Source organism: Rhodoplanes sp. P11 (assembly GCF_964266735.1).
Classification (GTDB): Bacteria; Pseudomonadota; Alphaproteobacteria; order Rhizobiales; family Xanthobacteraceae; genus Rhodoplanes; species Rhodoplanes serenus.
In genome coordinates this window covers 758-19181 of the sequence record NZ_CAXWGY010000022.1, presented here as the reverse complement: position 1 = coordinate 19181, position 18424 = coordinate 758, and the positions used below count along the sequence as shown (strand labels likewise).

At 68.6% G+C, this 18424-nt stretch carries 30 protein-coding genes; 5 read left to right on the top strand and 25 right to left on the bottom strand.

The genetic code is table 11. The features are described 5' to 3' along the window. Positions 1–3: 3 nt before the first annotated feature. From ACFQUV_RS24845 to ACFQUV_RS24805, 9 genes are all read right to left on the bottom strand, one after another. Positions 4–876, bottom strand: coding sequence for a hypothetical protein (locus ACFQUV_RS24845; RefSeq protein ID WP_165364119.1), 873 nt, complete (start codon positions 874–876; stop codon positions 4–6). Between the two features lie 80 nt (positions 877–956). After that, positions 957–1385, bottom strand: a complete 429-nt coding sequence (locus tag ACFQUV_RS24840) for a hypothetical protein (RefSeq protein ID WP_129610837.1) — start codon at positions 1383–1385, stop codon at positions 957–959. Between the two features lie 2 nt (positions 1386–1387). Next, a complete protein-coding gene (locus tag ACFQUV_RS24835; RefSeq protein ID WP_129610838.1) occupies positions 1388–3601 on the bottom strand; it encodes a portal protein in 2214 nt (737 codons plus the stop codon). Between the two features lie 266 nt (positions 3602–3867). Then, the gene (locus tag ACFQUV_RS24830) at positions 3868–5169 is read right to left on the bottom strand and encodes a hypothetical protein (RefSeq protein ID WP_129610839.1); all 1302 of its coding nucleotides are present in this window, start codon (positions 5167–5169) and stop codon (positions 3868–3870) included. A 2-nt stretch (positions 5170–5171) separates the two neighbouring features. Continuing rightward, positions 5172–6446, bottom strand: coding sequence for a PBSX family phage terminase large subunit (locus tag ACFQUV_RS24825; RefSeq protein WP_129610840.1), 1275 nt, complete (start codon positions 6444–6446; stop codon positions 5172–5174). Continuing rightward, the gene (locus ACFQUV_RS24820) at positions 6433–6735 is read right to left on the bottom strand and encodes a DUF5681 domain-containing protein (RefSeq protein WP_129610841.1); all 303 of its coding nucleotides are present in this window, start codon (positions 6733–6735) and stop codon (positions 6433–6435) included. The genes ACFQUV_RS24825 and ACFQUV_RS24820 overlap by 14 nt, the downstream gene beginning before the upstream one ends. A gap of 160 nt (positions 6736–6895) precedes the next feature. Next, positions 6896–7270, bottom strand: a complete 375-nt coding sequence (locus ACFQUV_RS24815; protein WP_129610842.1) for a hypothetical protein — start codon at positions 7268–7270, stop codon at positions 6896–6898. 13 nt (positions 7271–7283) lie between these two features. Next, positions 7284–8270 carry a site-specific integrase gene (locus tag ACFQUV_RS24810; protein WP_244601702.1) on the bottom strand — a complete coding sequence of 329 codons (987 nt, stop codon included), beginning with the start codon at positions 8268–8270 and terminating at the stop codon, positions 7284–7286. 61 nt (positions 8271–8331) lie between these two features. Then, positions 8332–8574 carry a hypothetical protein gene (locus ACFQUV_RS24805; protein WP_129610843.1) on the bottom strand — a complete coding sequence of 81 codons (243 nt, stop codon included), beginning with the start codon at positions 8572–8574 and terminating at the stop codon, positions 8332–8334. 174 nt (positions 8575–8748) lie between these two features. Between ACFQUV_RS24805 and ACFQUV_RS24800 the strand changes: the two genes are divergently transcribed. Further along, a complete protein-coding gene (locus ACFQUV_RS24800) occupies positions 8749–9336 on the top strand; it encodes a hypothetical protein (RefSeq protein WP_129610844.1) in 588 nt (195 codons plus the stop codon). Between the two features lie 5 nt (positions 9337–9341). Here the strand turns inward: ACFQUV_RS24800 and ACFQUV_RS24795 are convergent, their stop codons facing one another. After that, positions 9342–9461 carry a ribbon-helix-helix protein, CopG family gene (locus tag ACFQUV_RS24795; protein ID WP_378396016.1) on the bottom strand — a complete coding sequence of 40 codons (120 nt, stop codon included), beginning with the start codon at positions 9459–9461 and terminating at the stop codon, positions 9342–9344. Here ACFQUV_RS24795 and ACFQUV_RS24790 point away from each other — a divergent pair. After that, positions 9418–9951: a hypothetical protein gene (locus tag ACFQUV_RS24790; protein ID WP_378396023.1), complete on the top strand. Its 534-nt coding sequence runs from the start codon at positions 9418–9420 to the stop codon at positions 9949–9951. The two genes, ACFQUV_RS24795 and ACFQUV_RS24790, sit on opposite strands and share 44 nt — an antisense overlap. A gap of 75 nt (positions 9952–10026) precedes the next feature. Further along, positions 10027–10392 carry a hypothetical protein gene (locus tag ACFQUV_RS24785; protein WP_129610846.1) on the top strand — a complete coding sequence of 122 codons (366 nt, stop codon included), beginning with the start codon at positions 10027–10029 and terminating at the stop codon, positions 10390–10392. 33 nt (positions 10393–10425) lie between these two features. On the opposite strand, the gene ACFQUV_RS24780 is transcribed toward ACFQUV_RS24785, so the two are convergent. From ACFQUV_RS24780 to ACFQUV_RS24710, 15 genes are all read right to left on the bottom strand, one after another. Next, positions 10426–10755, bottom strand: coding sequence for a hypothetical protein (locus ACFQUV_RS24780; RefSeq protein WP_129610847.1), 330 nt, complete (start codon positions 10753–10755; stop codon positions 10426–10428). A gap of 46 nt (positions 10756–10801) precedes the next feature. Then, positions 10802–11101 (bottom strand): hypothetical protein, encoded by a 300-nt coding sequence (locus tag ACFQUV_RS24775; protein WP_129610848.1) that lies wholly within the window; start codon positions 11099–11101, stop codon positions 10802–10804. 30 nt (positions 11102–11131) lie between these two features. Then, positions 11132–11695, bottom strand: coding sequence for a hypothetical protein (locus ACFQUV_RS24770; protein WP_129610849.1), 564 nt, complete (start codon positions 11693–11695; stop codon positions 11132–11134). Continuing rightward, complete coding sequence (locus tag ACFQUV_RS24765; protein WP_129610850.1) at positions 11649–12617, bottom strand: hypothetical protein; 969 nt, start codon at positions 12615–12617, stop codon at positions 11649–11651. The genes ACFQUV_RS24770 and ACFQUV_RS24765 overlap by 47 nt, the downstream gene beginning before the upstream one ends. After that, positions 12614–13111, bottom strand: a complete 498-nt coding sequence (locus ACFQUV_RS24760) for a DUF1376 domain-containing protein (protein ID WP_244601704.1) — start codon at positions 13109–13111, stop codon at positions 12614–12616. Before ACFQUV_RS24760 ends, ACFQUV_RS24765 begins: the two co-directional genes overlap by 4 nt. Positions 13112–13125: 14 nt before the next feature. Beyond that, positions 13126–13740, bottom strand: a complete 615-nt coding sequence (locus tag ACFQUV_RS24755) for a GcrA family cell cycle regulator (protein WP_129610851.1) — start codon at positions 13738–13740, stop codon at positions 13126–13128. A gap of 5 nt (positions 13741–13745) precedes the next feature. Continuing rightward, positions 13746–14381 (bottom strand): hypothetical protein, encoded by a 636-nt coding sequence (locus ACFQUV_RS24750; RefSeq protein ID WP_244601705.1) that lies wholly within the window; start codon positions 14379–14381, stop codon positions 13746–13748. A 56-nt stretch (positions 14382–14437) separates the two neighbouring features. Further along, positions 14438–14662 (bottom strand): hypothetical protein, encoded by a 225-nt coding sequence (locus ACFQUV_RS24745; protein ID WP_129610852.1) that lies wholly within the window; start codon positions 14660–14662, stop codon positions 14438–14440. Between the two features lie 58 nt (positions 14663–14720). Beyond that, a complete protein-coding gene (locus ACFQUV_RS24740; RefSeq protein ID WP_129610853.1) occupies positions 14721–15029 on the bottom strand; it encodes a DUF2312 domain-containing protein in 309 nt (102 codons plus the stop codon). A gap of 54 nt (positions 15030–15083) precedes the next feature. After that, positions 15084–15470: a hypothetical protein gene (locus ACFQUV_RS24735; protein ID WP_129610854.1), complete on the bottom strand. Its 387-nt coding sequence runs from the start codon at positions 15468–15470 to the stop codon at positions 15084–15086. 262 nt (positions 15471–15732) lie between these two features. Continuing rightward, entirely contained in the window at positions 15733–15972 is a 240-nt protein-coding gene (locus ACFQUV_RS24730; RefSeq protein ID WP_129610855.1) for a hypothetical protein, read from the bottom strand. Continuing rightward, positions 15969–16157: a hypothetical protein gene (locus ACFQUV_RS24725; RefSeq protein ID WP_129610856.1), complete on the bottom strand. Its 189-nt coding sequence runs from the start codon at positions 16155–16157 to the stop codon at positions 15969–15971. Before ACFQUV_RS24725 ends, ACFQUV_RS24730 begins: the two co-directional genes overlap by 4 nt. Positions 16158–16220: 63 nt before the next feature. Next, positions 16221–16412, bottom strand: coding sequence for a hypothetical protein (locus tag ACFQUV_RS24720; protein ID WP_129610857.1), 192 nt, complete (start codon positions 16410–16412; stop codon positions 16221–16223). Next, on the bottom strand, positions 16409–16570 hold the full coding sequence (locus ACFQUV_RS24715) for a hypothetical protein (RefSeq protein ID WP_165364122.1): 162 nt from the start codon (positions 16568–16570) through the stop codon (positions 16409–16411). The genes ACFQUV_RS24720 and ACFQUV_RS24715 overlap by 4 nt, the downstream gene beginning before the upstream one ends. After that, positions 16567–16794, bottom strand: a complete 228-nt coding sequence (locus ACFQUV_RS24710) for a hypothetical protein (RefSeq protein ID WP_129610858.1) — start codon at positions 16792–16794, stop codon at positions 16567–16569. Before ACFQUV_RS24710 ends, ACFQUV_RS24715 begins: the two co-directional genes overlap by 4 nt. Between ACFQUV_RS24710 and ACFQUV_RS24705 the strand changes: the two genes are divergently transcribed. Continuing rightward, positions 16793–17539 (top strand): LexA family transcriptional regulator, encoded by a 747-nt coding sequence (locus ACFQUV_RS24705; RefSeq protein ID WP_129610859.1) that lies wholly within the window; start codon positions 16793–16795, stop codon positions 17537–17539. The genes ACFQUV_RS24710 and ACFQUV_RS24705 overlap by 2 nt on opposite strands. Positions 17540–18078: 539 nt before the next feature. Beyond that, positions 18079–18270 carry a hypothetical protein gene (locus tag ACFQUV_RS24700; RefSeq protein WP_129610860.1) on the top strand — a complete coding sequence of 64 codons (192 nt, stop codon included), beginning with the start codon at positions 18079–18081 and terminating at the stop codon, positions 18268–18270. The last annotated feature ends 154 nt before the right edge of the window (positions 18271–18424 follow it).

Here is an 18424-nt window from a genome sequence, read left to right as displayed (position 1 = left end):
TCCTCAGCCTTTGCGGGCCTCGCGCCACTTCCGGTACTGCTCCATCGTCATCTTGGACGGGTCGGGAACAGCGCTCGCGCCTCCCTTCGGGGGCGTCTTCGGCGGAGGAGCCTTGGTGGTGGTCTTCTGGGTGGGTAGGGTCAGACGCGCTTCGATGCGCCCGATCTCGCGGGTTGCCTCTCGCTCGCTCATCCGGTTGAGGCGGTCGAGCCGCTCCGGGTTCTTGGCGAGGTGGTAGAGGAGGTGAGCCGAGCTGTCGGACTCGATCACCAGCCGCTCGACGATCGGCGATGCCTTGAGACCATCGCGGGACGCCTTCTTGAGCGTCGTCGCGAAGTCGGGCACCTTCTCGGCGAACTCCTCGACACGCTCCTGATGCGCCTCGACCTGCTCGCGCAGCGCCGCGTGGTGAGCGTTGTGCGCCTCGACGGCGCGGCGTTGGAGCTGCCGGAAAGTCTGGCGGGCGTCGATCTCGTAGGCGGTGCGGGCGCGGTCGTAGGCGGCGTAGTCGGTGCCGAAATCCTCCTCGCGCGGCGGGTCGCCGATCTCGGCGCGGACGTCGGCCAGCGTCACGCCGCCGTCGCTCGGAACGCGACTGCGGAGCGTGGCGAGCTCGGCCTCCGCGGCGGCCAGGCGGCGCTTGAGCCGCTCGGAGCCGGATGCCTTCTTGCGGCGAGGCTGCTCGTCGTCCTCATCGCCCTCGTGCTCGTCCGCGTCGCCGGCGTCGTCGCCAGCGTCCTGGTCGCCCTCGGGCTCGTCCGTCCCTGTGTCGGCCGGTTCGGGCTCATCGCCCGCGTCGACCTGGGTGGACTCGTCGACCCGGTCGGCCAGCAGGGTGTCGTCCGCCGGCGCGGAACCGTCGTTCTCGATGTCCATGCGTCTCTCGTCGGTGGTGCCGCGCGGGGGCGGCGGTCATCACGCGGCCAGCACGTCGCGCGCCGGCCTGCGGAAGCGTGTCAGTAGCGATAGCCGTAGATGGCCACCGCCGCATTGGTGTTGCCAGCGCCAAGAGCCGGCAGCGTCAGGGTGATCGCAGTGTTTGGCGCACTCGCCGGCATGCAGGGTGCAAGATCGAGCGCGACAGTCTCGTTCTGCGCAGCCGGATCGGCCTTGACCGCGTACGGCAGCGTGATCGTCCCGCCGAGCAGACCGGAGATGGTCGCGTTTACGACCGTCGCGGCTGTAGCCCCGGTCGACATGATGATGAACCCGCACAGGTAGTGGGTCCGATCGACAACCGCGCTCATCGTCGCGGTCGCCGCCGCGTTCGCGACGTTGCCGCTGGATTTGGACTGGTACACGGTCCAGGTTGGCACCTGCTGTGCGTACGAGCCACCAGCGGTGAGTAATGAAGCGGTGAGTGCGAGCCAGTAGACGAGGCGCATGATCACATCCCTTCGGGAGGCCGCGCCAGCACGTCGCCGGGCGCGAAAAAGCCGCCCGGAGGCGGCTCGGAAGCGGTGGTGGCGGGGTCCATCGGCGGCGGCACGCCGCCCTGGCCGGTGTCGCCCGGCATCGGCGGCGGCACGGCGGGCGGCTGCATCGCCTGCACGGCGTCGACGAGCTGCATTATCACGGCCGAAATCGTGTCCACGGCGGCGGCGAGCTGGTCGACGCGCGGGTCTGACGCGGCTCCAGCGGGCGCCTGCTGCGCCGCGGCGCTCGCCGCCTCCATGCGCGCCGTTTCCAGCTCGGCGGCGATCTTCTCGCGCTCGACGTCGAGCTTCGCGGCTTCGAGCTGCATCTTCATCTGTTCGAGCTGCGCCTTCTGCTGCTCGGCCTGTGCCGCGGCCTGCTGCGCCGGATCGGGGGGCGGCGGAGGCGGGGGCTGCTCGCCGGACTCGGCCGCCTCGGCCTGCTGGATCGGCGGCGGCAGCATGGTCCTCAGCCGCTTTGCGATCTTGTCGGCCAAGGGGAAGTCCTGCTGGCTAGCGAAGAGATCGGCGAGGATCACGGCCTGTGGCCCGAGCGCCTGCATCAGCGCCTGCATGCCGTCACGCGCCTCGGCCCTCGCGGTCGTGAAACTCGGACCCATCTCGATCGAGAGGTCGTAGGCGCCGACCGTCACGTCGTTGAGGACGTGCGTTGCGATGCCGTCACCGTTCGGGTCGATCAGTACCTCGTTGAGTCGCACCAGGTCGACTTTACCATCGTCGCCGACGATGCGGATCGTGCGCGCGGTGTCATACACGTACGGGATCAGGTCGAGCAGAATGCGGCCGGTGTGGCGGAGCGCCCGGGCGAAATTGTCGACATACACATAGGTGCCGGTGTCGCCCTCGCGCTGGCGCGCCATGATGGCGCGGCCCGACGTCTCGTTGCTGGCGGCGCCGAGCGAGGCCGGGTAGATGCCGGTGACCGCCGACATGTCGCCGGTGGCGGTGGCGAGCAGCTCGCCGATGCCCTGGGACGAGACGGCCGGCTGCACCCGCTGCGGCGCTTGCCCGCCGTTCGCTGGATCGGGCTCGTACTCCAGGTACGGCCAGTTCTTCGCGTTGGCCGTCTCCCACTGGTCCACGAACTTCTCGAAGTTCTTGCGGGTGCCGGTGAACGGCGCCTTGGGTTGCAGCGCGATCACCTCGGCCTGCGCCGAGATCGAGTAGTTGTAGAGGCGCTGCGGGTCCCTGAGCGTGCGGATGACGCCGCGCCGCACGGTGCGGCCGCCGATCCGGATCTCTTCGCCGATGAGCGGCACGATCGGGATGTGCCGGCCCGGCCACTCGTCCGGCCCCTCCAGGATCTCGCTCGCCGAGATCAGGCTACGCATCACCTTGTGGTCGTCGCGCGTCTCGATCCTGGCGCCGAGCGCGACTGCGTCCGCCTCGGCGGCCGCATCGTCGGTGACGTCGTCGACGCCGCCATCGGGCATCAGGGCGAGGCGGCGCTTGGCCGGCACCTTCTCCCAATATTCGGCGACCCGCACGGTGTCGTTGCCGACCAAGTCGGTCAGCACGGCACTGGCGTCGGCGCGATCGACGGCGTCGGCGCTGGCATCCGGCCATCGCGCCTCGAAGGCGGTGCGCGACAGGTCGACCGGCACGAAGCACCACGCCGCGTCCTCGCGGGTCGGCTGGACCGCGTCGGGGTCCCAGATCACCGAGACACCGTCCTCGATCGGCGCGACGCCGATCTCCTGCAAGAACGTGTCGGTGCCGGCGTATTCGGTGGTGATGCGCCAGTGGCCGACGCCGGCCGCGACCTGGCTGTCCACGGCGCAGAAGTAGGCGGCCTGCGCGTCGCTGCGCTGCTCGATGTAGCGGATCAGGCCGGGCAGGATCTTCGCCGCGACCTCGGCCGAGCCGCGATCGTCGACCGGCGTCACCTTGATGGCGGGCCGCATCTGCCGCATGTCTCCGGTGACCTGGCGCACGAACTGGCTCGACTTGTCGACCGTCAGGCACGGCCGGCCTTCGTCCTCGCGGCCTCGGCGCGCCACCTCGTCCCACTGGCCCTCGCCGGCGCGGAACGCCAGGTCCTCGTAGGCGCGCGTGATGTTCTCGCGCTCGCGCTCGTAACCGCGCTCGTAGCGGCGCAGCGCCTCGGCGTGCGGGTCGGTGTCGCCGGCCGCTGTGCCGGCGTCGGACTGGGTCTGCTCGGCCATGTGGTTGCGTTCCGCCCTGGACGGGCTACACTTTTCCGATCCGGAGGGACCGATGGACAGGGTGATGATTGCGGCGGGAGGATTGGCGCGAGCTGGACTCGGAGTCTCGGCGGTGTGGGCCGGGCTCTTCCCGCTGCTTTTCCTCGGTGCGGCGGACTGGCCGGGCTTCCTCGCGGTTCACCTCGCGGTCGGCGCGATCAGCTTGGGGCTCGGCACGGCGACATGCTTCATTTTCGTCGCCGCTCTCCCGGTCCTGCGATTGATCTCTATTCTTCGGTCGGCGCGTCGGGCTTCGGCTCAGGCTTCGTCTTCGGCTTTGCCTTCCGCTTGACGGTCGGCCGCGTGCGCTGCGCCACATAGGCGTCGGCCGCCTCGATCAGCCCCTTGGTCCTGGCGATCGGCGCCGGCCTCTCCATCCACCCCATCGGGAACTCTGACCCGAGCTTTGCAAGCGGCACCCCGGCCAAGAGCCCGGTGGCGGCACGCTTCGCCAACTCGACCGGGTCCGTCAGGGTCGCGCGAGCCGCCTCGCGGTTCGGGTCACCCGCCGGAAGCATCAGTGCATCATACTCCTGCGGGATCAGGCTGGCTTCGGCCGGCAGTGCAGCCGAAGCGCCCATGACGCCCCACCCTGGTTTTGCCCCGGGCGGAGGCCCCAGTTCATCGAATGCCCGCATCTCTGCCGCGATGCCGCGAGCCGCCGGCTTCGACGCGCCGGGCAGCGCCTCGGCCGCCTGATCGACGGCGGCATTCCATCGACCGATGGCGCGGTTGTTGTAGATGGTCTTGCCCGCCTTGACGGCGGCCGGAACGGCAAAGGCCGCCGCGGCTCCGGCGAACGGCAGCGCCGATGCGAGGTTGGGATAGCGCTCGCGGAACGGCATGCGTGCCTCGGCGTCGCGAGCCCTGGCCGCCGCGGCCTCGGCGTCGCGCTGGCGCTGTGCCTCCATCTGCCGTTGCAGCTCGGCGTCCTGGACCGCGCGCTGGCGCTGGAACTCGGCCTCGGCGCGCTGCCGCTCCATGTCGGTCTGGGCCCGCATCCGGGCCTCGGCCTCGGCAGCCTGGCGCTGCGCTTCAAGTCGCTGGCGCTCCACCTCGATCTGCTGGCGCTGCTCCCGCGTGAGGCGGGTGCCGGCGTCAGCCGGGGTCATCGTGGCCCCCAGCGCACCGGCCACGGCCGCTGTGGTCTTCGGGGCTGCGGCGATCACGCCGCGCACCAGCGGAGCCGCCAGCGGCGCCATGGCTGTCACGGCATTCGCCGCGGCGCGGGGGTCGTCGCCCTCGCGCAGTGCATCGTTGGCGCCGAGCGTGCCGCCGATCACCGGCAGGATATCGGCGAGCGACAGGCCGGCGGTGTCGCTCCGGGCCGTGTTGGGTAAACCGGTCGACCCGACCAGGCCGGCGACGAGGTCGCGCTTCGGCTGTCCGCCGCCGTCGCCCATTAACCACCCGCCGATGCGCTCTCGCCACGTCGGGGTGTAGGCGCGCAGCTCCTGCGTCGGCTCATAGCGGGCGAGCCCAGCACCAAGTTCATCGAGAGCCGACCATCGCTCGTCGAATGTCGCCATCGTCAGGCTCCCATCCAGCCTCCGCCGCGCGGGCGGGAGCGTCGTTCCTTGGTCTGCATCGGCTGCTCGTAGGCGACGCACATCAGGCCGAAGGCGTCGGCCGCGTGGCTCGACCAGTCGTGTTCGGGGCCGAGCCCCACATTGCGGTTCTCGTCCCGCCGCTCGTGATAGAAGCCGAGTGCATCGCGCCCGGCCTCCGTGGCGGCGGCGTCGAACCAGATCCGGGGAAACAGCCGCCGGACGGCTTCGATGCGCATCATCGCGGCGCCGCGGCCTTGGTTCTGCACCACCTCGACCTCGAAGCCGGCGTCGCGGACATGGTCCTCGTAGCGCTTGCCGGTGATCGTGTTGGTGTTGACCCCGTCGTGCGGCAGGACGCACAGCGCCTCGCCGTGGCCGCGTGCGCGCAGCTCGGCGACGTAGTGGGCGAGCACCTGGCCGACGCCCTCGATGTAGTCGAGCACCCGGATCTCGCGGTCGACGAACTGGGCGACCCAGATCGCCATGGCGTCGGCCGAGGCGCCCGCGCCCCCGAGATCCCAGAAGGCACGGCGCCGGATCAGCGGATCGGCCACGACCTTGCCGATGCGGCCCTCGGTCTTCGCGGTGGCGAGGTGCTTGGCGAAATAGGCTCCGGTCAGGGCCGACACATAGCCGCCCTCCCAGATGTGATCGTACTGGTCCGGATCGTCGCGCAGGCAGTCGCGGCGCTCCTGGTCCAGCACCGCCGGGAACCACGGATTGTCCCGCCAGTTCGCCTGCACCACGACGGCGCCGGTCGGCGGCGAGCCGCGCAACAGAAGGTCGATCGGATCGGTCTTGCGCCGCGGGTTCCAGCTCGCCCAGATCTCCGAGCCCTCGGCCCGGATGGTCGGGCGCAGCAGGGTCAGCGATCGCGCCGACAGGGTCTGCGCCTCCTCGATCCAGGCGCGGCGAAAGCCCTCCAGGCTCTTGATCGACTCGGCCGTGTGGTCGGCCATGCCGTTGAAGATGATCACGCCGTCGCCCGGCGTCTCGATCCGCTCGCGCCACACCTTGAAGCCGTCGGCCTCGGTGAGCTTGTGCGCGACGAGCTTCGCCTCGATCAGGCGCTTGGCGCTGTCGGCCAAGGTCCGCTGCACCTCGCGGATGCACACCGACAGCAGGCCCTTGTTCGCCAGCGCGTCCTCGATCAGCATCTCGGCGAAGACGTGCGACTTGCCGGAGCCGCGGCCGCCATGCGCCCCCTTGTAGCGGGCCGGCGCGAGCAGAGGCGTGAACACCTCAGCCGTCGGCATCCTCAGGCTTCTGGTTCGGTCGGACGATGACACGTTCGATCCTGCTGACGACCGCGACGGGCCCTTCGCCGTCGGGTCCGGCGATCGCCTGCGGCGCCTTGCCCCAGGCTCGATCCAGCAGCGCCACGGCTGCGCTCACCCGGGCGGCCTCGCTCTCGCCGGCCGTCGCGATCTGCGCCAGGGCCTCGATCGCCTCGGCGGTCTTCGCCCTGGCGAGGTCGCGCACCTCGGTGATGGTCTTCGGCCTGCCGCCAGGATTGCCACTCCGCCCGGGCTGGAACTTAGCCATGTGATTTGCCCTGTTACGGGTCTGTTCTCAGGACGAAGCAGGCGCCGTGGCGCCAGCCTCTTGTTCCGTGCGGCTGACGCGCTTCGTGCGCGGCAGCGGCGCTGCGATCAGCACTTCTTGCCGCCCTTCTTCTTCGCCATGTGGCTCTCCTTGGTGATGGTTACAGGCGATCATCGTCGACGATGATCGACACGACGCGGCCGTGCTCGGCGTCATCGCGCACCTCGGCCCGCACGGTCGGAAAGTGCCCACCCGCAGGGAACAAGCTTTCGAGCGCTGGACCGATGACGCATCGAACGAAGTGCGAAAGGGTCTGCTCGTCACCACGCTCAGGGACATCGACGGCGCGCCTCATACGGTTTCCTCCCCCTCGATGAGCCCGCATCACCCGTGCCGCGACGAAGTCGGCGCGCTCGGCGGTGCAGCCGGTCCCGGCCCGCACGGTGGCGGCAATCTGGTCCAGCCGAGCCGCTTCCGGCGAGCCCTCGTCGGGTAGTCTCATGCGGCCGGCCGGGAACGTGATCACATCGCCCATGCGCATGCACCTCTCATAGAAACTTCCGTCCGGCGTGGTCGCGGAATGCCTTGGCACGTCGGTCATAGGCTTTCAGCGTGCGCACTTCACGGTGGCGCGTCACGTCCATCACCTTGAGCAGATCGGCGCCGGACTCCAGGGCCGAAGTGACGAAGCCCGCGCGCAGCGAGTGGCCGGAGAACTGCCGGGTATCGAGTCCGGCCGCCGCGGCGCGCCGCTTCACGATGTCGGCGACGGCGTGGTCGGACAGCGCGCCGGCGGCAACCCGGCCGCCGCGGTTGACCGCGCGGAACACCGGGCCTTCGGTGATCGCCGCGGCCGACAGCCAGGCGTCGAGCGCCTGGACCGGCCGGAGCTTCCCGCCGATCGGAACCGCGACTTGGTGACCCTCGCCCTCTTGGTCGGTCTTGGACCTCCGGATGTGGATGACCACGCCCTCCGGGGTCCGCTCCAGGTCGGCGACCGTGAGTGCGACGAGTTCCGAACGGCGGAGCGCTGCCGCGAAGCCGATCAGCAGGAGGGCGCGGTCGCGTCGCCCTTGCATGGTGTCCGGGATGCCCTTGAGCATCGCGGTGATGGCGCGCGCCGTCGCGGGAGCCTTTTGCTCGACCGCGACGCCGACCCGCCGCCGGATGCCTCTCAGCACCGCCTTGGTCGGCTCGGCGGCGGTCGGAGGGGGCGACCCGGCCAGCCGATGCGCGTATGCGATCGCGGCGGTCCGCCGCATGATGGTGCTCGCCTTCAACCTGGCGTCGGCCAGAGAGGCGAGATAGGCCGCGACGGTCTCGACCGCGGCGGGCAGCGGCGCGACAGCGTGGGAGTAGCACCACGCCCGGAAGTGATCCCAGTCGCTCGCATAGGCCCGCCGGGTCGCGGCCGATTTCTCGGCCATCGCGTAGGCGCGGGCGGACCTCAGTGCATCCGTGAGGTCACCCGGCCCGGTGCCCGTTTCGAGCGCCGTCGTCCCGCCGATCGGGACCGGCAGAACATGTTGATCCATCGTTGTTTTTCAGAGCGACTCGCTCGTCGGAATAGGCTCCGAGAAGGATGATTATCGGAGGCTATCCGAGCCCGAACCCGGCCCGCCGGCGCTGCACCAGCACGGGCCTGCCGCGCACCCGGATGACGGTCGGCTGGCCACCGACTGGAAGCGCCGGCCGGGCGCCAGCCGCGCGGGCGATCGCCCGCAGCTCGGCCGCCAGCTCCGACTTCTGCTCGGTGAATCGATCGGGGCGTCGCCGGTCCGGCGGGGCCAGGCGGTCGACCCGCCGCGCGAGATCGTAGAGGCGGGACAGGTCAGCCATGATGACGGGCACAAAAAACGCGCAGGCGGAGGACCGCGGCGCGCATGAATTCCACGATGACGATTTTGCAGGTTTCGCCGGTCCGGTCAAGTCCGAAATCTAAGTAGATCACCGTATTGACGCACCATCCAAACATCGCCAACGCATGGACTCCTCTGGAGTGAACCCCCGCTCATGCCCCCGATCCGTCCCGCCCGCCAGACCGGCCGCTACGCCGATCGCAGATCAGTTCGCACTCCCGCCCAGGGCCTCGCTCGGCCTCCGGCAGGCGCTGCCATCCGCACCGCGGTCGTCGCCGTTCCGGACCCGATGGAGCCCGGCGCGCGTCTGCTCGCCACCGTCAATACCAGGACCGACATCCTGGAGGACGAGCGCAGCCACGGCCGCATCAGCGAGGCGGCCTATCAGGTCGGCCGCATGCTCCAAGAGGCGTTCGAGCGCACCGCCCGGCTCGGCAGCTCGTCGAGCTGGAACGACGGTGGCCGCATCGACATGGCCGAGCGCCATGAACTGGCCATCGGCTACGCGGTACAGGACGCCCGTAGGTTGCAGGCGCTGATGCGGCGGGTCGAGAACGCCGTTGGCGTCGTCGGCGCCCGGATGCTGCGGGCCGTGATCGGCGACCGGACGAGCTTCGCGGCGATCGCGGCGGCCCGCGGTCGCGCTGGAGACCGCGCGACGCGGCAGGCGGCGGCCCACTTCCGAATGCTTCTGGAGGAGACCGCCGAGCACTTCGCGGCGCGCGGGCCGGCGGGGCGCTGAAGCGGTCAGCGCGCGAGCACCACACCACTAGGCCGCTGATCGAGGGCCGTTTCCAACAGCTCGCGGACGGCCGCTGATCGCGTGATCCCACGCTCGGCGGCATATCGGTCGACCCGCTCCCTCACCGCATCAGGCACGCGCGCAGACAGCAGCGGGTCGTGTCCCGTCGCGGGTCTGCCTCGCTTTCGTTTTTTTTGGTATACCGCTATTGACCGCGTCATCAATATCTGTATACTTAAATTCATCGACGAGATCAAGGCCCGCGCCTCGGGGCACATCAGGGGCGGAGGAACGGAAATGGCCAACCACCCGAACCGGAGCGTCACCAAGCAGCTCTTGAATGACCTGCTCGCGTACGAGACCGACGGCGCCAACCCGACAGACGGCCGGCGAGTGATCCGTGACGAGCGCCTTCGCCTCGGGGCCGCGATCGCCCGCGACGCGAAGCGGGCGAACACCGAGCGTGCCATCAAGGCCATCAAGCACCCTGCATCCAACCAAGGGCAAGCTCAGGCGGCAGCGATGCGCGACGAACTCGCTCGGTTGCCGGCGGCGGACCACTTGAGCGTGGTTATCGCGCACGCGCGCGCCACGCTCAAAGCGTGGTCTACCTAATCATCACCGTAGGTAGGCACCCGGGGCGCTGTCACGCCCCGGGTGCCCTGCAAATCACCCATAGGAGAGAGCTTCGTGAGCGTGACACCAGAAGTAGACGATATCGGATATGTCGCTCAAATTCTCGACGCCATGGAGAGGGCAGACAAAGCACTCAAAGAAATTCAATGCATGGCCACGAATGTGGAATACCACAACCGAGGCGGCGACGCCGCGCAGGAGATGGTGGCGGATGCGGCCAAGTGGCTTGACGCAGAAGTGGCCGTAGCGCTTGCCCGTCTCAAGGCAACATATTCGGCCTACACCGCCGCATGGGACGGGGATCGCTCCGATTACGCTCATTGGCTGAGCGAGGCGGACCGCCGGGCGGACCTCGCGCCCGGAGGTCACGGATGCGACGTCGTGAGACTGCGGGGCGGCGTCTGCCGCAGATCGGTGTGAAGTATGCTTCAATGAGGCCGTGGCTGAGCAGCCTCAGGGCTGATCGCGCCACCCGAGGCGGCTGCCGGCAGCCGCGAGCTGCGCCAGGGCATCAATGGTCCGCTTGCCCTGGCCGCGGACCGAGCGATAGCGCCGCACGCTCGGCACGTAGCATTTTGCCGAACGATCGTATTTCATCGCGTCCGGATGCTGCCGGGCGAACGCGCCGATGTCGCTAGACGCCTGCGACATCGAGATGCCGAAGCGATCGACGAGATCCGCGCGCACCACTCGCCCACGCGCGAGCAACAGCAGGTCGATGAAATCGAGGCGCACTTCCTCGGCCCACGTCATGGCGGCAATCCGTCTGGTTTCTGCGACCATTTTGCATGGTCGACGGCGCGGCTCAAGCCCACACTCGACGTCGACCTCACCACTCCGGCGCGGTGGCGACGCGCCGGCGCTCCGCCCCGCGATCGCGGCCGCTCTCCCGGGCGAAGAGCCGCAGCCGGCGCGTCGCCTTGTGGCGCGCCCAGCACAGCACCGAGGCGCGATCGGCCCGCCCGAGGTGGCGCGCTGCAAGCATCAGCAGCTCGAGATGCGGCGGCGCTCCGTCCGGAGGGAGCGCCGGCACCAGGACCGCCGGCACCGGCGCGTAGATCGGCGTGTCCGGCAGCGCGCGGAACGCCGCCACCAGCGCCTCGCCGACCTGCCGTCCGGTCCATTCCATGCGAGGAATATACGACGTATTCCAAGGCGTTTAATCCCAATCGTTGCCGTGATCATCGGGCGCGGGTTGGCGCCCGTAATGCTCGACCAACTGCTCGCCGGTCATCACCTTCGGACGGACTCGCTCGACCGCCGACGTGAACATGGTTTGAGGTGCTGGACGCCCGGACTGATCGGCCACGATCCGCTCGACGTGCTCGCGGAACCCATCGCCATGCACAGCGGCGGCCCTGGCCACGTCGAGAGCATCCCAACCGTGAGGGACGGCGCTGATCCCGTACCGCTCGCACAGCCCGGACCGCGTCGCGGCCCCGGAGACGGGGCGGAGCGACTGTGGCGGACCATTGAGGAGGCGAGGCCGCATGGCCCGTTCGCGGTATCGTTGCTCCGCTTCAAACGCCTTTTCGAGCCATCCCCTGGCAGCGGCGATAGGAGGACAGCGTTCGAAGTGTCCAGGGATCCCGTTCACCATGTCGGCCGCCACCTCCATGAACCATGCCGGGTAGCGCTCCAGGAGCTGGACGTAGCCCGCGATGAATACCTCCCGGTCACTCGCCGGGATCGTGGGGTAGGCACCGAGGATCCGCAGCACCACGCGAGCCGCCTCCTGTCGCGAATTCTCGGAGCTTGGCGAGGGCATTCCTGGTCTCCTGTTCGGCCTGATCCCGCACCGAGTAGGCGCGGACCGCGGGTGCGGCGTGGACGGTCTTGGCTGGGAGGGCGACGATCTCGGGGAGGGGTTTCGCCTGGCCGGCGATCTCGCGGGCGATGGCGGGTTCGAAGTAGCCGACCCCGCTGGGCGGCCCGTCGCGCTTGCGCGCCATCGAGGCGCGGGCGCCAATCAGCACCACGTCGCGTGTCCAGCCGCGGGACAGCCACGTCTGCACCCGGTGGGCGGCGCCGCACCAGCCCGGCGGCGTGTCGGCGCCGGCGCCGACGCCGGCGATCGCCGCCAGCTCGGCGGCGAGGGCGTGAGCCTCCGGCGTGATCAGGCTGGCCGGCCGTGCGGGCAGGGCTGGTTCCGGGGCGGGCTCGGGACGATCGAGCGGATCAGGGTCGCGCGCCTGCGCGTCACCACCATCACCAATCTTTTTCTTGTATTTCCTGTCTTCTTCTCTGTCCCGCTCCTGTCCCGCTTCTGTCCCACCATCTGACCCGTCACTGTCCCGGTCAGGCAGGCTCACGCGCTGATATTCGTTGTACTTTGAGATAGTTATGACAGTGATCCCTGTACCGCTTTCTGTCCCAATCATCGTCTCGGTTTTCAGGGCCTCCAAAAATCGGGCGACGTTGCTCTTCGGCCAGCACCACTTCTCGGCCATGAACCTGATCGAGTGCACGAGTTGGCCGCGCTCCAGCGCGATCCTCCTCCCCTCGATCATCACCACCCTCGGCTTCCACGCCGCCTCGGAGATGAGCCACATCCACGCTTCGCGACGCGAGAACGGCTCTCGGCTCTTGAGCATGGGGTGGTCCCACACGCCCCGATCGATCGCGAAAACGCCACGCTCGCTCATTGCCGCCACTCTCCGAGTGTCCTGGCGCCCTTGCTGCGGTTACAGGAAGCGCACGAGCATGCGAGATTTGAGGCGTCGTTGGTTCCGCCGCGGGATCGAGGCGTGATGTGGTCGATGTCAAACGGACCTTGATCGTTACCGCAGTAGGCGCAGCGAAAATCGTCGCGCCTCAAGACCGCCTCTCTGATGCGTCGCCAATCGGTGCCCTGGGTCCATCGGCACGGATGAAAAGCCCAGTCGGCATGACGCCATGACGTAGCGCCGGTCGGTGTGACCGCGCCGTCTTCGACGCTGAAAAATGCGAAGAGGGTCGGCTTAAATCTCCGCCACCGCTTCGGTGTCAACCGAGCGTATTTGGCGAACGATCGATCGTCTGCCGGGATACTGCACCCCGGCGACTGCCAGATAGCGATGAGCAGCAGCAGATACGCGCCATGCTCGGCAGCCGTCAGGTGCCCGGTGTCGGCCCGGTAGTCGGCGATGTACAGGGGCATCCACGGGCGAGCCATCATCCCCTCCGCGCGCGCTTCTCCGGCGGCACAAACGCCATTGCGCCGTGCTCCGGGCAGTAGTGGTCGAGCGGCGAGTCCGGGTCTCTCCGGCGGGCGCCGCAGCAGCGGCGCGGCGACCACGCCGGAGCGTCGTCCTGCCACAGCGGCCAGCGGCAGTGTTGGCGCTCTAGATCGAGCAGCGCCACGCCTCCGGGCGGCCCCGACGTGATCACTGGCGCTCCGCCCCGCTCGGGGAGGGAAGGGCGCGCCGGCAGCTTCGGCCGCGCACCGAACACGATCGGGCGCGGCGCCCGCGGCACGCATTGCACCTTGAGCGGCCGGCCCTTGGCGACGGCGCGCATCCGTTCCGTGACAACCGTCACGCCGTGGCGCTCGGAGCGCCGGACGCCGCGCCGGTGCATCAGGCCCTGCACGGCGCTGCGGGTGACGAAGGCGCCGAACTCGTCGCGTATCGCAGCCATGATCGTCGTGGCCGAAGCGCCGTCGCGGTAGAGCGCGATCGCGCGCTCGGCCGCCTCCGGCCGCTGAGCCCACAGCGAGGGCGGGTGCGCGCTGACCCTCTCGGGCGGCGCGGCGGCATCGTGCAGCACCATGGGCGTGAGATCGGTCATGGTGTTCACTCCGCCGCGTGCAATTTTTTCACCGCGGTCGATGCGGTGCTGATCAGGAGGTCACGAAACTCGGGCGGAGTGGCAGCGCGGATCTTCGTCTTGTCCCTGCCGCCGACCATCGCCATGACGCCGATGCGGCGTGCCTTCTCGCGGCCGTGAAGCTCGACCGCGCGAGGGTGGAGACGCTGCGGCGCCGGTCCCCAGATCAGATCGGGAAGTTCGGCGCCGACAGCGTAGAGCCATGTCGGCTTGCGCCCGAAGTGTCCGTAGTGCCCTTGCTCGACTTGGCACGTCCATCCGCCATATCGATCAGCCACAACCCACCCGCCACGTGCCGGCGGCGCAGATAGGCCGAAGTAGGCCCATGCGTGCGAGTGCGCGGGGTGTTCGAGCACGCCACCAAAGTTGCGGACCGCGGCAAGCGCGGCAGCGAAGCAGCCCTGATCGGCGCCCAGCTTGAATTGATGCGGCCTCGCCGGCGAGCCGTGCCAGTATCGTCCCCACCGTTCGCACGGTGGATGAGCGACGACCGGCCACGGCCCGGCGTAGAGCCGCGCGTCTCGTTCGATCGGCCACGGGTCGACGTGGCCAAGCCCGGAATACACGCCGCCGCGCTGCACGAATAGGGCAGCAATCATCATGTCACCTCACCCGCCGACGTCGCGGTGCGGCCAATCCCAGGAGTGGCGCGGGACGGTCATGGCGCAGTCGCGCGATAGGTCTGCGACGTGTCCGGGCCGAACAGGCCGTCCTGCAAAGGCTCGACGAAGCGGGTCCGGATGGCGATCTCCCCGCTTCTGCGGGAGACTGTTTTTCCGGACGGTTCGAGCGCGAATGTGATCTCACATTCTCCGGTGCGCTTATGGCGGAGCGTGCGCGTTAACCGCTCGCCCGACTGCATCGCTCGGATGATGGACGCCACTCCTCTCGGGAGTGAGTCGAGGCCTGATCGTGACCGACGCCGTCCCATGACGCCGCCCTCACGCCACAGCGCGTTCGATGGCGGCGCGACCGAGCGGCGTGTCGGCCAGCATGCCGGGGGCGTGCATGTAGGTCTCGACAATCGCCTCGTGCTCGGCCCGCTCGTCCTTGTCCTGCTTGCGCAAGCGGATCACCGCGCGCAGCGCCTTGACGTCGTAGCCGTTGCCCTTGGCCTCTGCGAACACGTCCTTGATGTCGTCGGCGAGCGCCTTCTTCTCCTCTTCGAGTCGCTCGATCCGCTCGACAAGCGCCCGGATCTGATCACGCGACACCCGGCCGGCGTCCGAGGTCCATTCGGTTGCCACCATCGTTGTCTCCTTTCATCATCTGCGGCGGATGGCCCGCCGCAGAACCCGTGTCACTCACGAGACCTCGCGGCGCTCCGAAGCATCCGTTCCGCCCGCTTCCGGCGCCTGAACCATCGCCACCACATCCAGAGCGCCCGAAGTAGCCGCATTCATCTGCTCCATCAGAGCTTCGGCGCGCTGCCGCTCGACCTCGGCCTCAGCCTCGATCCGCTCGCAGAGACGTCGGTACTGGTTCACGATGTTGAGGCCGGCAACGAAGCTCACCCGCTTGGCGGCGGGGTCGCCGGCAACAAACTTCCTCACCCACGAGGCGGAGACGCCGACGGTCGTGGCGACCCGCTCGTATGCGGACATCCGCGAGCCGGTCTCGAGCTCGGCGCGGCGGACCAGCTCAGCCGTCATGGCGCGGGTGGTGTCGAGCACGTCCGCCGCCGCGTTCATGTCCGTTGTCCGTTTCCGGGCAAAAATTGTCCGCATTCGCGCGGGCTCCTCTGCAATGGTGATCCCGACGAGGTGATCACGTTCGCGCCTTGGCGGGCGCGGCAGAGGGATGAACGGATGGAGCCGAACGAGAACGACGGACGAGACGAGGAGAGGGAGCCGGGCGGCATGGGGTCAGGCGACGAGAGCCGCCCGGCTCCCAGGTGGCGCGCCCGGGTCTGTGGTGCGGGCGCGCGCTCGCGCGCCGTATGCGCGGCGCGGATCACGGGTTGTTCCTGATCTTCTTCGGCAGTCGCGTCGGAGGCTGTTCGCCCGTCAGATCGAACGCGATGGGGTCCCCGCGATCCTTCTGATACACGATCATGCAGACGGTCTTTCGGAGGTTCTCGCACCGACGCCGAAGGCCGATGATCTGGATCGCTTGAGCCAGGGCGATCATGCCCAGCGGGAGGCTCAGGGCCGCAGCAACGTCGCGGGCGAGGGCTGCAAGGTTGGCGATCATGATGGGATGAGAACCAGCACCAGGAAGGCGGCAATGAAGTTGATCGCCGCAGCGCCGAGCAGCAGAAGTGCACGGACACCGGCACAGAACGGTGGGCGACCATCCACCGCGGTCGCCACTCCAACAAGTAATCCCGATACGAACGTCAACGTTATCAGCGCCGCGGCAGCGGTTTCGGAGATCATTGTCACCCCACTTCCGTGTGGCTGCTTCGGGCCATGCGTCGGGGTCGAGATGTGGGAGCTCGCTCACGACGCGGCCTCGCGGCTCACAGCGATCTGCCTCGCCGAGCGAAGCGGCTTCCCTCTCCGCTTGGCGAGGATGACCGGGTAGCTCGTATCCACCTTGTGACGGGCAGCAATCGCCCTCAGCGGCAAGCCGGAAAGGTAATCGTGCAGGATCGCGCGCTTCTGCTCTTCGGTCAGGCGAGGTGCGCTCACGACGCGGCCCTCCTCTTCGCTTCGTCGGCGATGTATTGCCAGCCGACCTGCTTCTCGACCGCCCAACCGACGCGGATCGCGGTGATCAACGCCCACGTCTCGGCGGCGACGATCAGCAGGAGCGCGATGTGCAACCAGTCGAATGCGATGCAGCTCACGACGCGGCCCTCTCGGTGGCGGGGCGGGCGCGTTGCTGGTCAGCCCAGTCGCGCAAGGTGACTGCGCCGCCGGTGATCTCCTCCAGGCGCACGATCGTCAGGGCGTCGGGGATGCGCTCGCCGTACTTCCACTTCTTCACGGCGAACGCGGTCACGCTGCCGAGCCGGGCGGCGAGAGCTTCATCGTCGACACCTTCCCGGCGCATGTAGTCGAGCAGCTTCATGTCGGCACCTCTTTCCCCTAAGTTCCCCGAAACGGGAAACACAGTCAAGCCCCCAATTTGGGGCGCGACGGGTAGCGGGAAAAATGGCAATCTCCCCGACATGGGGAATAACCTGAAGGTCTTGCGCGAGCTGAAGGGGTGGACGCTGGATGATGCGGCCGCCGCGATGGGCGTCTCGCGCGGCGGCTACATCAAGCTGGAGCGAGGGGAGCGGAAACTGAGCGAGCGGACCATCGGTCTCGCGGCGAAGGCATTCGGGGTCGGCCCGGCAGACCTGATCGAGGGCAGCGAAAACGGCCCGGACGAGGCTCCGCGCATTCCGCGGTCTCATCTCATCACGCCAGTGCGAGACTTCAGGATCTACGGCTCGGCAGAGGGCGGCTCAGGGCAAATCATCGTTTCCACCGACCCAATCGACATCTACCCGCGCCCCATGCCTGTTGAACACGTGAAGGAAGCCTATGGCCTCTACATCACGGGCGAGTCGATGGTGCCTGAGTACGAGCCGGGCGACATTGCCATCGTGAACCCGCGGTTGCCGATCATCGCGAATGTTACGGCGATCCTCTACGCCAAGGATCATGGTGAGGCGCGAGCGACCATCAAGCGGGTGCGCCGGTTCACCGACCACGTATGGCTGCTCACGCAGTGGAATCCGCCTGAAGGAATGGCGCCCGACTTTGAGTTGCCCCGATCGGAATGGAGCATCGGTCATCGGGTTGTGGGCCGCTACACGAGACGCTGATCGAGCGAGACGCCGGGGATGAAGCGTTGTGAGTGCTTCGCCGAGTCGCAGTCAGCATCTGGATGCGGATCCGGGCAGCCCCGCCGGTCGCTCCGGCGGGCTCCTCACCCCGCAACCCGCATCCCACGGCCCTGACGGGTGGCGCTGGCATCACTGGTGCCGGCGGACCCGTCAGGGAAGCGACGTGGGGCCACCCGAGGCTGTGCGCACAGCGGAGGGTGGGCCGATGCAGCCATGAACGGCGGCTTATCCGTTCGATGGCGGCCACCACCTCAACCCCAAAGGGCTGAGGCGCGCCGAGGCCCGGAGGGAATGGCTGTGAAGCCTTCAATCCGGTTCAGCGTCACGATCAAGATCGACGTCGCCCAGATCCTGTACGGGGTCGCGGCGATCGTCATTCTCCTGGTCTGACAGGCGGGGGTCCGGCCGGCTCGAGCAGGATAGCACGCGAGTTCTGGGGCTCAAAAAATATCCCCAAAACGGGGTTGACTATGTTTCCCGTTTCGGGGAACATCTCTCCATCGCCGATGGAGAGCCCGATGCCCGCCACCACCGCAACGCCCAAGCCCGCAGAGACCCCGCAGGCCCTGCCGCGGGTCGCGTTCGCCAGCGCGGGGGCGATGACCCCGCAGGCCCGCCGCCGAGCCGCCGAGCTGATGCAGGCCGAGCAGCCGAAGCTCTCCGCCGCCGGCGAGATCGTCCGCGGGTTGCGGCCCGCCGATCAGGACTGAGGGCCGCGCCGTGTTCACCTCGACATGCACTCTGGTCGAGCGCGCCGTCCATCTCGGCGCTCGCCGGCCGACTATCGTGATCCTGCTCGACCGCGAGCGGTGGGCGAACTGGCAATCCGCGGCCCTTCAGCTCGTCACGGCATGGGACGCAGAC